Genomic DNA, 12,760 nt, shown 5'->3' on the forward strand with positions numbered 1-12,760 from the left:
TCCCTCAACAAATCCGCGGCAATTGCTCGCCCGACAACCAGTCGACGATCCGCCCGCCGCCGAAGCTCGTCGCCATCTGCACGAAATGATGGTCGTCGGCAACGGCTTCGCCGATGTCGGCGGCATCGCGGCCGAGCGGATGTTCTCGCATGGCGGCGAGCACGGCACCGGCGATTTCGGGCGCGACGATCGCGACCAGCTTGCCCTCATTGGCGACATGGAGCGGGTCGAGCCCGAGCAATTCGCAGGCCGCCGCCACGCCCGGCTTGACCGGGATCTCCTCCTCGACGAGGTGAAAGCCGAGCCTCGATTGCTGGGCGATCTCGTTCAGCGTCGCGGCCAGCCCGCCGCGGGTGGGATCCCGCATCAGGCGGATGCCGGCGCCGCCGGCTTCGACCATCCTGGCGACGAGATCGTTCAGCGCCGCCGAATCCGACACGATCTCGGTCTCGAACGCGAGGTTCTGCCGCTTCGACATGATCGCCACGCCGTGATCGCCGAGGGTGCCCGAGATCAGGACGCGGTCGCCGACGCGCGCGTTCTCGGCCGACAGATCGAGCCCGTCGGGGACAATCCCGACCGCCGATGTCGAGATGAACAGGCCGTCGGCCTTGCCGCGCTCGACCACCTTGGTATCGCCGGTAATGATGTGAACGCCGGCCGTGCGCGCCGCCTCACCCATCGAGTCCGCAATCGCCTTGAGGTCGGCGAAGCGGAAGCCCTCCTCGATGATGAAGCTCGCGGACAGATAGAGCGGCTTTGCGCCGGCCATGGCGATGTCGTTGACCGTGCCGTGGACCGCGAGCGAGCCGATATTGCCGCCGGGAAAGAACAGCGGCGAGACCACGTAGCCGTCGGTGGTCATCACCATGCGTCCGGCGCCGACGTCGAAGGCCGACTGGTCGTTGCCCCGCGCCAGCCATTCATTGCCGAAGGCCCTCATGGAACAGCCCCGAGATCAGCTGCGCCATGGCCCGGCCGCCCGAGCCGTGGGACAGGTCGACGCAGCCGTTCCTGATATCGAGCTTGCGCTGATAGGCCTTCATGACGCCCGCCTCTGCTGATGGTCGCGGAAGCGGCCGTAGGTCCAATGCGCGGCGCAGGCGCCCTCGGAGGAGACCATGCAGGATCCCATCGGCGTCTCCGGCGTGCAGACCGTGCCGAACAGCTTGCAGTCGACCGGCTTCTTCACGCCGCGCAGGATGGCGCCGCATTCGCAGGCCGGATTGTCGTCGACGCAAAGCTCGTTCATGCCGAAGCGGACCTCGGCGTCGTATTTCGCGTAGGCGCGCTTCAGCTTCAGCCCGCTATAGGGAACCTGTCCGAGCCCGCGCCATTCGAACTGGTCGCGCAGCTCGAAGATGTCGGAGACCTCCTCCTTGGCGCGCAGATTGCCGTCGCGCGTGACCGCGCGGCTATACTGGTTCTCGACCTCGTGCCTGTTCTCGTTGACCTGGCGCACCAGCATCAGGATCGCCTGCATCATGTCGAGCGGCTCGAAGCCCGAGATCACCACGGGCTTGCCGAACTCTTCCGCGAAGAACTCGTAAGGCGCGGTGCCGATGATGGTCGAGACATGCGCCGGCCCGACGAAGCCGTCGATCTCGACGCGGCCGATGTTGCGGATATCGGGACTCTCCAGGATGTTCTGCATCGCGGGCGGGGTCAGCACGTGATTGCAGAACACGCTGAAGTTCGAAAGTTGCTTCTTCTCGGCCAGCCGGATCATCACCGCGGTCGGCGGCGTGGTGGTCTCGAAGCCGATGGCGAAGAACACGATTTCGCGCGCGGGGTTCTCCTGCGCGATCCTGACGGCGTCGATGGTGGAATAGACCATGCGGATGTCGGCGCCCCGCGCCTTCGCCTTCAGGAGCGAGGCGCCTTGCGAGCCGGGGACGCGCATCAGGTCGCCATAGACGCACAGGATGATCTCGCTGCGCTCGGCAAGCCGGATCGCCATATCGATGCGCCCGGCCGGCAGCACACAGACCGGGCAGCCGGGTCCGTGGATCATCCGCACGTTGTCCGGCAGCATGTCTTCCAGGCCGTAGCGCGATATCGCATGGGTGTGGCCGCCGCAGAACTCCATGAAACGATAGGGCCGCCCCGGATCGGTCTCCGCGCAAATCGTCTTCGCCAGCCCCAGCGCGATCTCCTTGTCGCGAAATTCGTCGGCATATTTCATGACGCCACTCCCTGTCCCTCGAGGCTCAGCTCGCGGAGCAATTCGAGCGTCCGCCGCGCCTCTTCCGGATCGATCTTGGTCAGGGCATAGCCGACATGGATGATCACGTAGTCCCCCACCGCGAGGTTCTCGATCAAGGCGACCGAGATCTCCTTGCTGACGCCGTCGATCGAGACGATGGCCATCTCGTCGGGCAGGAGCTTCGTGACCTCCGCGGGTATCGCGAGACACATCAGGCGGTTCCTTCCAGATCTTGCTGTTCGAGGAGTCCCAGCGCGGCAATCCAGGCCTGGCCCAGGCTGAGGCCGCCGTCGTTGGGTGGCACTTGGCGCGGCAGCAGCGGCGCGAGGCCGGCCGCGATGCAGCCGCGCTCGATCTCGTGCGACAGGATCGCGTTGAGGAAGCATCCGCCGCTCAGGACCACATGGGTGATGCCGGTTGCGCGCGCGGTCCGGCCGATCCAGTCGACGCAGGCCGCGGCGAGCGTGCCGTGGAACAGTTCGGCGCCTTCGACCGGATCGATGGTGCCGGTTGCCAGCCGCTCGAACAGCGGCGCCAGAGACAGCACGCCGCGCTCGAGGGCCCAGCCCTCTTGCGCGATGCGCGGCGTGCGCACCAGCGCCTCCAGCTTCATCGCGGCTTCGCTCTCGTAGCTCTGCACCGGGCAGAGGCCGAGCAGCCCCGCGGCCGCATCGAACAACCGCCCGGCGCTGGTCGTCGTCGGCACGCCGGGCTGGTCCAGCATGGCGCCAAGGCGAAAGGCCTGCACCTGCGTATGGAAGCGCGTGCCGATCGCGTCGCCTCGCCCGAGGCCATGCAGCACGCTTGCGCCCATCCGCCACGGCTCGCGCGCGGCGCGGTCGCCGCCCGGCATCTTCATCGGCGCCAGATGTCCGAGCCGCCGGAAGGTGGCGCCGTCGCATGCGAGGAGCTCGCCGCCCCAATTGCCGCCATCGCTGCCGTGGCCGAAGCCGTCGAGCACCAGGGCGAGCGCCGGCCCTGCGATGCCATGTTCGGCCATCACGGAGGCCGCATGGGCGTGGTGATGCTGGACCGCGATCAGCCGCTTGCCGCTGACCTCGGCGAAGCGGGTCGAGGCCATGTTCGGATGCAGGTCATGCGCGACGACGACCGGCTCGACGTCGAGCGTCGCAAGCAGATGATCCACCGTCTCCTCGAAGAAGCGGACGCCTTCCGCAGTGTCGAGGTCGCCGATGTGCTGGGAGACGAACGCCTCGTTGCCGCGGGTGATCGTCACCGTCGCTTTCAAAGCCCCGCCGACCGCCAGGATCGGCGGCACCGGCCGCGCGAGGCGGACCGGCTCGGGCACGTAGCCGCGGGCGCGGCGGATGAATTGCACCCGGCCCGCGACGATTGCCGCGACGGAGTCGTCGGCACGGGTGACGATGTCGCGGTCGTGCGTGGCGACGAGATCGGCAATGCCGGCAAGGCGTCGCTCGGCTTGCCGATTGTCGATCAGAAGCGGCTCGCCGCCGGGATTGGCACTGGTGGCGACGATCACCCAGCTGTCGCCGACCCGCGCATGGGCCACATTCAGTGCATCGAAGATCAGGTGATGGAGCGGGGCGACCGGCAGCATGACGCCGAGACGCGACAGCTCCGGCGCGATGGCCGGCGCCAGCCGATCGCGCGACCGCAGCAGCACGATGGGTCGTGGCGAGCTCTCCAGCAACGCAAGCTCGGCGGTCTCGGCCTCGGCGATATCGGCAACCGCCTCCACCGACGCGACCATGACGGCAAACGGCTTCTGGTCGCGCTGCTTGCGCTGTCGCAGCCGCCGCACCACCTCATCGTCGCGCGCGTCGCAGAGCAGCTGATAGCCGCCGAGCCCCTTGATCGCGACGATCTTGCCGCCGGCGATCGCGGTGGCAATGTCCGCGATCTCATGGCTGAGCCTTGGGCCGCAATCCGGGCAGGCGATCGCCTCGGCATGGAAGCGGCGGCTGTCGGGGTTGGCGTAGTCGGCCGCACAGGCTCTGCACATCGCAAAGCCCTTCATGGCCGTGGCCGCACGATCGTAGGGCAGCCGCTCGGCAATGGTGTAGCGCGGGCCGCAATGGGTGCAGTTGATGAAGGGGTAGCGATGAAAGCGGCTGCTCGGATCGAACAGCTCGCGCAGGCATTCCTTGCAGGTCGCAGCGTCGGCGACGATGCGGGTCGACACCCTGCCCTGCTCGCTGGCGCGGATGCAGAACCCCTCGCCCGCCACCGTCCCGACCGGATGCACCGAGATGTCGTCGATGCGGGCAAGCGGCGGCTTTTCCAGCCGCAGCGCCGTGATGAAGTCGGCGGCGCGCTCGCCCTCGACCTCGATGACGACCCCGTCGGGATCGTTGGCGACGAAGCCGCCGAGACGGTAGCGCGTGGCGAGGCCGTAGACATAGGGGCGAAAGCCGACGCCCTGCACCGCGCCGCGCACGTGCAGGCGCAGTCTCCTCACCTCGGGCGCGCGCGTCCCACCGTCCATCGTCATCCCTGCAAAGCCATCGCAGCCTGCTTCGCCTTCGCCCGGCGCTTGCGTATCCAGGCATAGAAGGCCGAAAAACCCTCGCCCGTGCGCGCCGACACCGTCATCACCTCAATGCCAGGGTTGACCCTGCGGGCATATTCGACGGTCCTGGCAAGGTCGAAATCAAGCACCGGCGCGAGATCGATCTTGTTGATCAGCATCAAGGACGACGCCGCGAACATGTCTGGGTATTTCAGCGGCTTGTCCTCGCCCTCGGTGGTCGAGAACACCACGATCTTGCAGGCCTCGCCGAGATCGAACGCGGCCGGACAAACGAGGTTGCCGACGTTCTCGATGAAGAGGATGCCACCGTTCAGCCAGGGCAAACGGTCATAGGCCTGGCCGACCATGGCGGCATCGAGGTGACAGCCTTTTCCGGTGTTGACCTGGATCGCCGCCACGCCGGTGGCGCGGATACGTTCGGCGTCGTTGGAGGTCTGCTGGTCGCCCTCGATCACGCCGATCGGGAAGCTGTCCTTCAATTCCGAGACCGCGCGAACCAGCAGCGAGGTCTTTCCAGCGCCCGGGCTCGACACCAGGTTGAAGGCAAGCACCTCGTCGGCATGGAAGCGCGCACGATTGTCGGCGGCGAGCCGGTCGTTCTTGCCGAGAATGTCGCGCTCGACCTGGATGATGCGCTCGCTGCTCATGCCGGCGATCTCCTGACCGGCCGGATTGGCGCCGCAATCGAGTACCCCCGCCTCGTCATCGGCGTGGTCATGGTGGTGAGAATGAGCATGGCCGTGGCCGTGATGATGATCATGCGCATGACCATGATGATGATGATGGCCGCCATGACCATGGTCATGGTGATGATCATGCGCGTGTTCGATAGACGCCTTGCCGTCGCCGCAGCCGCAGACCGTACACATCAATCGACCTCCAGTTCCCTTACGCGCATCTCTTCCCCGCCCGTCACCTGCAATTGATAGCCGCCACAGGCGGGGCATGGCTCGTAACGCTGCTTGATCTCGACGCTCTCCGAGCAAGCCATGCACCAGGCCGTTCCCGGGGTCTCGACGATCTCGAGCCGTGCCCCGCGCGCGATGGTCCGTGCTGCGACGGCCTCGAAGCAGAATTTCATCGCCTCCGGCGCGACATGACTGAGCGCGCCGATCTCGAGGCAGACGACATTCACCTTGGCGAAGGAACGCTTGCGCGCCTCCTCCTCGACGATGCCGATGATGCCTTCGCAGAGCGCCATCTCATGCATGGCCCACCTCGCGGAAGCTGAGATTGAAACCGACGCAGGGGTCGAACGCGCCGACCAGCGCGCGCACCGCGTCCTGGCCGCGCCGGCCGGCGGTCAGCACCGCTCCCTTGAGGCTCCGGACCAGCGGTCCGCGGGCGTGAAAATTCCACTCGGTCGGCGCCAGGAACTCGAAATTGACGATGCGGTCCGCCTCGTCGAGCACGACGGCGTGGTAGAGCCGGCCTCGTGCACATTCGACCGCCGCAGCCCCCTTGCCCGCAGCGAGCCGATAGCTCGCGACGACGCCATCGTCGAGGTCGCCGTCGCCGCGCTCGAGCCAGGCGCAGAGCCGCGCGACCTCGGCGATGCGCGCCTGGAGTCGCGCGGCCGAGCCCGCCGCCGGCAACTCCGGTTCGCGCCGCGCCCGCCGGGCCCAAACACCGGTTTCCGGAATCTTGCCGCAGAGCTCCGGCGCGTCGGAATAGGCCGGCCCGCCCGCAAGCAGAGATGTAACGACGTCGAGATCGTCAGCCGCCGTCAGGAAGGATTGCTCGACCGGCGGCGGCGACAATTCCTCACCCCCGCAGCGTTCGAGATGGACGGCGAGCGCGCTGCCCGGCGCGAGAGCCTGGCCGTCGCCGGCGATCCCCAAGCCGGCAAGCGCGGCCTTGATCTGGGCCACGGCCTCACGCCGCAGGGTCTCCGACACCCCTTCGCTGGCGCCGCCGAGGACCGTGCTCGCCTGCATCATGGCGCGCACGGCGGCAGCGCTCGCGCCGTCGAGCGCGAGCCGGCCGACGAACAGGCTGCGCAGCAATTCGGTCAGCCGCTCGGCGACGACCGCCGTGACGCGGCTGCGCGCCGCAGCTTGCATCGCCTGCTGCCCTTGCGCGGCCTCGACCGCCGACAGGAACGCGACCTGATGTGCGACCGAGCAGAGCGAGAACAGCCGCGGCAGCACGGTAAGCAGGGACGCTGCCGGCTTACCCGCGAACAACCGCGTCAGCGGCGGCCGGCTGCGCGGCTGGATCGCGACGTCGGCGATGGTGCCGCCGGCAAGCCACACCGTGATGTCGATCTCATTGCGGAAAGCCAGGTTCATCCGCGCCGCTCCGCCAAGGTGCCGCGCAGGAAGCTACGCCGATCAATCGGGGTTGTCGCGGGCTCGCGGCGACGGACCGCCTCCTCGCTGTCGTCAGGCAGCATCAGCTCGGCAAGCGCGGCTTCGGCCGTCGCCCGCGCCGCAGCCATGTCGGCGAACTCGAACATCGGCGAGAACAGCGAGCAGCTCGCGATCTGCCCGATCTGCCCGACCTCGCTGAGGGCGAACTCGATGTCGCCTGCGGGAAGACGAACTCGCAAGGTCGTTCCCGCCGTCTCCCGCATGGCGTCTGCCGGCATCACCACGTTCATGAACCATGGCGTCACCATGATGCCGATGATCGTGCCGTTGAACCGGCGGAAGCCGACTGCCTCGACGCCGAGCGCATCGTTGTAGATCGGCAGATCGCGCATCGCGCGATCGCCGATCTCCTGATAGCTTCCGGCCAGACGCTCGCCCCACGCGACGGCGTCCGCGGCATCGGGATCTGGCGCGGCCCCCGTCATGCTTCGATCGCCATGAACTTGGATTTCGGAGCGTCGCAGTTCGGGCAGCGCCATTCCTCCGGCAGCGCCGCGAACGGCGTGCCAGGCGCGATCTGGCCCACCTCGTCGCCGTCGACGGGATCGTAGACGGTCCAGCAGATGCCGCATTCCAGCCGCGTGGCCTCGGTGACGTCCTGGCGCACGCCAAAGTTCTCGAAGGCGCTCATTTGAAATAGGCCTCGATGATTTCCTGCAGCCGCTCGGCGGAATCCTCGAAATCCTCCTCCGCTGCCAGCGCGACGGTCGGCACGCCGCCGACCTCGAGCGTATCGAGAATGATGGTGTCCATGGCGTTGAAGAACTGCACCGACCAGACATTGCGGATGCCGGTCGCCAGCACCCGGCAGGTGCCATAGCCGCGCGACACCAGCTGGATCGGCCCGTTGCGGATCGTGTCCTGCAGGAAGCTCATGTCCACCGGGCTCATCGGCAGCAAGGTGAAATTGATGATCTGCGAGCGCATGCCTGGCCGCCAGGCCAGCGCGCGCTCGCGGATTTCGGCGAGCACCGGCAGCACGTTCATGGCGCCTTCCGGCACCGGCCCGATCTCGAAATCGGCGGACGTCAGATCGGCGGCGGCCCGTTTGACGATCTCCGGTATGGCGCCGATTTCGAGATATTCGGAGGCAGCGTCGGTCTCCAGCCGCACGCGCCAGATGCCCGCCAAGACCGATTCCTGGATCTGGGCCAGCGATCCGTCCGGCAACGCGACGACCCCGGCGACCTCGCCTTCGCCAAGTACGTCGGCGATGAGCTTGCTCTCGAGCTCGTTGAGGTTGGCGAGCCGGAACAATTGGGTGGGGCCATCGGCCTTCTGGCCCGCGATGGCTTGCGCGATCTTCGCGAGCAGCGCGACCGCGTTCGGGCAACGCTCGGCAAGCTCCACGCTGTCGAGCGTGGCAAGCTTTGCCAGCGCTCCGGCCGCCGTTAGGCTGCCTTTCGACGCATTGAGACTCTCCTCGCCGATCGGAAACACGCTGACGGGTTGCTCGGCGCCTTCGGGCGCGTCCCAGAATCCGACTTTCATAGCTCGATACCTTGCGCGCGATGCTGGGGAACGATGGTGACGGCGACCGCGGCGGCTTGGCCGCGCGGTCGGTCGATCAGCTTGGTGATGCGATCGATGTAGACCGACCAGTCCTGGATCTTGGCGATCAGGCCCAGGGTCTCGCCCTTGGCGACGAGGATCAGCGTCGGCTGCACCCGCACGCCAAAGCGCTGGCCGAGCACGTTCTCGTCGTCGCGGGCAATGATCGCGCCGCGCAGCCGGCCATTGAATGCGGTGATCAGCTCCGGCAGCACCACGGCGACGTCGATCGCCTCGGGGAAACGGTTGGGATCGCCTGCCGACAGCAGCACCGCGACCGCGCCGGCCTCATCGGCCGCGCCAAGAAAACGATCGACCGTCGCGGCACTGACCTCGGTCAGGCCGTGCCGCGTCAGATCCTGCTTCGCCACCTGGAATTCCATCAGACCTCCCCTGACAAGCTTATGATTTTGCTCGGAGCAGGATTAGCAAGGCACATGCCAGGACATTCCAGCAGTTCTTCTAGACTATCTCTTTGATTTAGATCATTTATTCTCTGACACTCAGAACTCGCCATCCATCAATGGTAAAATACTTTCCAATCCTGATGGAATATCTCTTTGCAGATGGAAAGGTGACTTCCAGACAAGACTTGGGTCCCGCGAGGCCGGATACGGGCGGCGGGCACGGCGGTCACAGCTGCTGGAGTTCTGCCTATTCCGACCGGAGATGTGCGGGCAATTGCGGCTCGCGGTCGATCAGATCGGCGAAGAAGCGGTCGCAATCCTCGCCATCGAGCGCGGCACCAAGCCCATCGATTGCAGCACCGATCAGGCGCGCCTCTTCCTCATCCAGAAGCCGGATCGCGGTATCGATATAGACGAGCACATGGGCGCCGACCGGCGGATTGGACAGCAGCAGCAAGGAGACGCGCCGCTGCCCACCACGAAATTCGCACAGCGCCGAGATTCCGTCGGTCTCGACGATCGTCATCGGCAGGCCGAGGCACATCGCGTTTGCTCCCAAAGGCCCGCCGGTCAGGCCGGCCGCATCTCGTAATTGGCGTGGTCGATGTCATTGGCGAGCAACCGCTCGGTGTCCGCCAACGGCGCGCTGCGGTGGCTCGCCGTGACACCCCACTCCGCCAAGATCCGGCAGGCGAGATCAATTGCGGGCGCGATCTGGTCGCGCACCGGTGGCGTCAGCGGCCCGCCCCAGTCTTCGAGATCGAGCGGCTGGCAGCCGATCAGCACGAGATGCTTCGGGCATCTGCCGAGCAGGTCGGCTGCGCTGATCACTTCCTGGAAACCGGTCTGATGCAGGCTCATTTTCTTGGCGCCGGTGAAGCGCGGCACCTCGTCGTCGCGCACCAGCTTCAATTCGCCCGGCTCGAGGCCATAATCGATGGCGTCGAACACGATCAGGCGGTCAGCCTCTTCCAGATAGTTCACGAGATAGAGACCCTGCGTACCGCCGTCGAGGATGGTGACGTTGTCAGGCACGGCGTAGCGACGGTGGAACTCCTCCACCGTGCGCACGCCGAAGCCTTCGTCGGCCCACAGGATGTTGCCGATGCCGAGCACCAGGATGCGATCGCGTTGCGAAGATGTCGGCATCGGTCGGATTCCCGTTTTCAATCGCGGAATTGCCGCTCGCCGGAGACCATCGAGGAGATGATGCTCTGGCGCGACATGATGTCTTCGCGGATTGCCGCGTAGATGTGCACCATCACGAACACGACCAGTGCCCACATGCCCAGATGGTGCCAGGTGTGAACGTCCTGGCTGTTCGGCCAGATCGCAAACACCCAGCCGAACAGCTTGTGCTGCCAGCTGTCGATCCCCGCGCCTTCCGAATAGAGCGCAAAGCCGGTGATGATCATGAAGGCCACAAACAGCGTGAAGCCCGTGAACATCGCGGTTTGCGCCAGCGGGTTGTGGCCGACATACATCTTCGGCTCCCGCTCGAGAAACGCATACCAGCGGATCTCATGCAGCACTTCCTTCCAGAACTGCTTGCGGTGAACCGGAATGTAGAAGATCTGCCGGGAATGGTGATTGCCGACGAAGGCCCACAGGATACGCGTGAGGAAGAACACCGCGAGCACTTGTCCGGCGGCGAAATGGGCGAAGCGGATGTAGCCCATCACGAAGTTGTCGGAGGCCTCGCCTGCGACCGTCGGCAGCGGCGCTCCGATCAAGTATCCGGTCACCATCAGCACGAGAATCGAGAACGCGTTGACCCAGTGGCAGATCCGCACCGGCGCCTCGTAGACATAGACGGTGGGTCGACCCACCGCCCGTTCTCCGGAAGCATCGGCAGCGAGCGCCGCGAGGTCGGGCCGTGAGTCCGAGCCGGGAGCAATGGCGTCCATCATGGCTTCCTCCTACCTGACCTTGACCTTGGCGAGTTCCTGGCCGTCCGGGCTCATGACGTGAGTCGAGCAGGCAAGGCACGGATCGAAGGAGTGGATCGTGCGCAGGATCTCCAGCGGCTGCTCCGGATTGACCATCGGCGTGTTCATCAGCGACGCCTCAAAGGCTCCGATATTGCCCTTGGGATCGCGCGGCGAGCCGTTCCAGGTGGTCGGCACCACGCACTGGTAATTGTCGATCTTGGTGTCCTTGATCTTGATCCAGTGCGCGAGCGCGCCGCGCGGCGCCTCGGTGAACCCGACGCCCTTGGCCTCCTTGGGCCAGCTCTCCGGCTTCCATTTGTCGACATTGGCGGTCGAAGAGTCGCCAGCCTTGATGTTGGCGATGAGCTTGTCCTGGAAGTAGCGCATCTGGCGGCCGGCCCAGACCGATTCGAGCGCGCGCGCCGCGGTGCGGCCGAGCGTCGAGAACAGCGCCGACGTCGGCAGGTTCAGATCCTTCAGGAACTTGTCGACGGGATCCTTGAACTCGGCCTTGTTCTGCGCGTAACCGACGATCCAGCGCGCCAGGGGACCGACCTCCATGGCGTGCCCCTTCCAGCGCGGCGCCTTGATCCACGAATACTTGCCGGCCTCGTCGAGCTGCTCGATCGCGGTCTTGGTGCCCTTGGCATTGGCGCCCAGCACGTAGTTCGGCTCGGTGACGCCATCCCAGGGATGCAGGCCCTTGGTCTCATCGGGATATTTGTACCAGGAGTGCACCACGAACTCCTGGATCTCGTCGGGATTGGCGAGATCAACCGGAAACACCTCCGACAGATTGCCATTGATGATGGCGCCGCGCGGCAGCTTCAGGCTCTTGGCGGAATAGTCGTTGGCATGCTCGGGCACGTCGCCATAGCTGAGCACGCTCTTGCCCGAAAGGCCGCCGCCATACAGCCAGTCCTTGTAGAACGAGCCGATCGCCGCCACGTCGGGAAGGTAGACCATTTCGTTGAACTCGATCAGGCGATCGATGATCGAGGAGATCAAGTTCAACCGTTCCATGTTGATGGCGCCGACGGCGCCGGTGCCGTCGACGTTGATCGGACAGGGCACCCCACCCACGAGCCAGTTCGGGTGCGGATTCTTGCCACCGAAAACGGTGTGGATCTTGACGATCTCCTTCTGGAAATCGAGCGCTTCCAGGTAGTGCGCCACCGCCATCAGGTTGGCCTCCGGCGGCAGCCTGTAAGCCTTGCTTCCCCAATAGCCGTTCTTGAACGGTCCCAATTGCCCGGAATCGACGAACTTCTTCAACCGGGTCTGCAGATCCTTGAAGTAGCCGGGCGAGGACAGCGGCCAGTTCGAAATGGACTGCGCCAACGTCGAGGTCGCGCGCGGGTCGGCCGACAGCGCGGAGACGACATCGACCCAGTCCAGCGCGTGAAGGTGATAGAAATGAACGATGTGGTCATGCACCTGCAGGGCGAGCTGCATCAGGTTGCGGATCGAATTGGCATTCTCCGGAATGGTGATTCCGAGCGCGTTCTCCACCGCGCGCACCGATGTCAGCGCGTGCGTGCCGGTGCAGACGCCGCAGATCCGCTCGGTGAACGCCCAGGCGTCGCGCGGGTCGCGGTTCCTAAGGATCACTTCGATGCCGCGCCACATCGTGCCGGTCGAGACCGCGTTACGGATGACGTTGTCAGCGTCGACGTTGACCTCGACCCGCATGTGACCCTCGATCCGGGTCACGGGATCGACGACGATGCGCTTGCCGGAATTGTCGAGATTGAAGCCGTTGGGAGTCTGGATGCCCATAA

General features: G+C 65.7%; 14 protein-coding genes and 1 pseudogene. All 15 read right to left on the reverse strand.

Annotated features, from left to right (window positions below):
* Positions 1-4: 4 nt before the first annotated feature.
* The 15 genes and pseudogenes from hypE to ACETMP_RS11365 all read right to left on the reverse strand — a co-directional run bounded on the left by hypE (position 5) and on the right by ACETMP_RS11365 (position 12,758).
* Positions 5-1,046, reverse strand: a pseudogene (hypE, locus tag ACETMP_RS11295) (hydrogenase expression/formation protein HypE).
* Positions 1,043-2,185 carry a hydrogenase formation protein HypD gene (gene hypD, locus ACETMP_RS11300; protein WP_375161002.1) on the reverse strand — a complete coding sequence of 381 codons (1,143 nt, stop codon included), beginning with the start codon at positions 2,183-2,185 and terminating at the stop codon, positions 1,043-1,045. Before hypD ends, hypE begins: the two are co-directional and overlap by 4 nt.
* On the reverse strand, positions 2,182-2,418 hold the full coding sequence (locus ACETMP_RS11305) for a HypC/HybG/HupF family hydrogenase formation chaperone (protein ID WP_375161003.1): 237 nt from the start codon (positions 2,416-2,418) through the stop codon (positions 2,182-2,184). The genes hypD and ACETMP_RS11305 overlap by 4 nt, the downstream gene beginning before the upstream one ends.
* Positions 2,418-4,679, reverse strand: a complete 2,262-nt coding sequence (hypF, locus tag ACETMP_RS11310; RefSeq protein ID WP_375161004.1) for a carbamoyltransferase HypF — start codon at positions 4,677-4,679, stop codon at positions 2,418-2,420. Before hypF ends, ACETMP_RS11305 begins: the two co-directional genes overlap by 1 nt.
* Positions 4,676-5,587, reverse strand: a complete 912-nt coding sequence (hypB, locus tag ACETMP_RS11315; RefSeq protein ID WP_375161005.1) for a hydrogenase nickel incorporation protein HypB — start codon at positions 5,585-5,587, stop codon at positions 4,676-4,678. The genes hypF and hypB overlap by 4 nt, the downstream gene beginning before the upstream one ends.
* Positions 5,587-5,928 (reverse strand): hydrogenase maturation nickel metallochaperone HypA, encoded by a 342-nt coding sequence (gene hypA / locus ACETMP_RS11320; protein ID WP_375161006.1) that lies wholly within the window; start codon positions 5,926-5,928, stop codon positions 5,587-5,589. Before hypA ends, hypB begins: the two co-directional genes overlap by 1 nt.
* On the reverse strand, positions 5,921-7,009 hold the full coding sequence (locus ACETMP_RS11325) for a hypothetical protein (protein ID WP_375161007.1): 1,089 nt from the start codon (positions 7,007-7,009) through the stop codon (positions 5,921-5,923). The genes hypA and ACETMP_RS11325 overlap by 8 nt, the downstream gene beginning before the upstream one ends.
* The gene (gene hybE, locus ACETMP_RS11330) at positions 7,006-7,515 is read right to left on the reverse strand and encodes a [NiFe]-hydrogenase assembly chaperone HybE (RefSeq protein ID WP_375161008.1); all 510 of its coding nucleotides are present in this window, start codon (positions 7,513-7,515) and stop codon (positions 7,006-7,008) included. The genes ACETMP_RS11325 and hybE overlap by 4 nt, the downstream gene beginning before the upstream one ends.
* The gene (locus ACETMP_RS11335) at positions 7,512-7,721 is read right to left on the reverse strand and encodes a rubredoxin (protein ID WP_375161009.1); all 210 of its coding nucleotides are present in this window, start codon (positions 7,719-7,721) and stop codon (positions 7,512-7,514) included. The genes hybE and ACETMP_RS11335 overlap by 4 nt, the downstream gene beginning before the upstream one ends.
* Positions 7,718-8,581, reverse strand: a complete 864-nt coding sequence (locus ACETMP_RS11340) for a hydrogenase expression/formation C-terminal domain-containing protein (protein ID WP_375161010.1) — start codon at positions 8,579-8,581, stop codon at positions 7,718-7,720. Before ACETMP_RS11340 ends, ACETMP_RS11335 begins: the two co-directional genes overlap by 4 nt.
* On the reverse strand, positions 8,578-9,024 hold the full coding sequence (locus ACETMP_RS11345; RefSeq protein ID WP_375161011.1) for a hydrogenase accessory protein: 447 nt from the start codon (positions 9,022-9,024) through the stop codon (positions 8,578-8,580). The genes ACETMP_RS11340 and ACETMP_RS11345 overlap by 4 nt, the downstream gene beginning before the upstream one ends.
* Positions 9,025-9,295: 271 nt before the next feature.
* A complete protein-coding gene (locus ACETMP_RS11350) occupies positions 9,296-9,592 on the reverse strand; it encodes a HypC/HybG/HupF family hydrogenase formation chaperone (protein WP_375161012.1) in 297 nt (98 codons plus the stop codon).
* A 26-nt stretch (positions 9,593-9,618) separates the two neighbouring features.
* Complete coding sequence (locus tag ACETMP_RS11355) at positions 9,619-10,197, reverse strand: HyaD/HybD family hydrogenase maturation endopeptidase (protein WP_375161013.1); 579 nt, start codon at positions 10,195-10,197, stop codon at positions 9,619-9,621.
* Between the two features lie 17 nt (positions 10,198-10,214).
* Entirely contained in the window at positions 10,215-10,958 is a 744-nt protein-coding gene (cybH, locus tag ACETMP_RS11360) for a Ni/Fe-hydrogenase, b-type cytochrome subunit (RefSeq protein ID WP_375161014.1), read from the reverse strand.
* Positions 10,959-10,967: 9 nt separating this feature from the next.
* Entirely contained in the window at positions 10,968-12,758 is a 1,791-nt protein-coding gene (locus ACETMP_RS11365) for a nickel-dependent hydrogenase large subunit (RefSeq protein WP_375161015.1), read from the reverse strand.
* Between the last annotated feature and the right edge of the window lie 2 nt (positions 12,759-12,760).

This window comes from Bradyrhizobium dasycarpum, assembly GCF_042019905.1.
Classification (GTDB): Bacteria; Pseudomonadota; Alphaproteobacteria; order Rhizobiales; family Xanthobacteraceae; genus Bradyrhizobium; species Bradyrhizobium japonicum_B.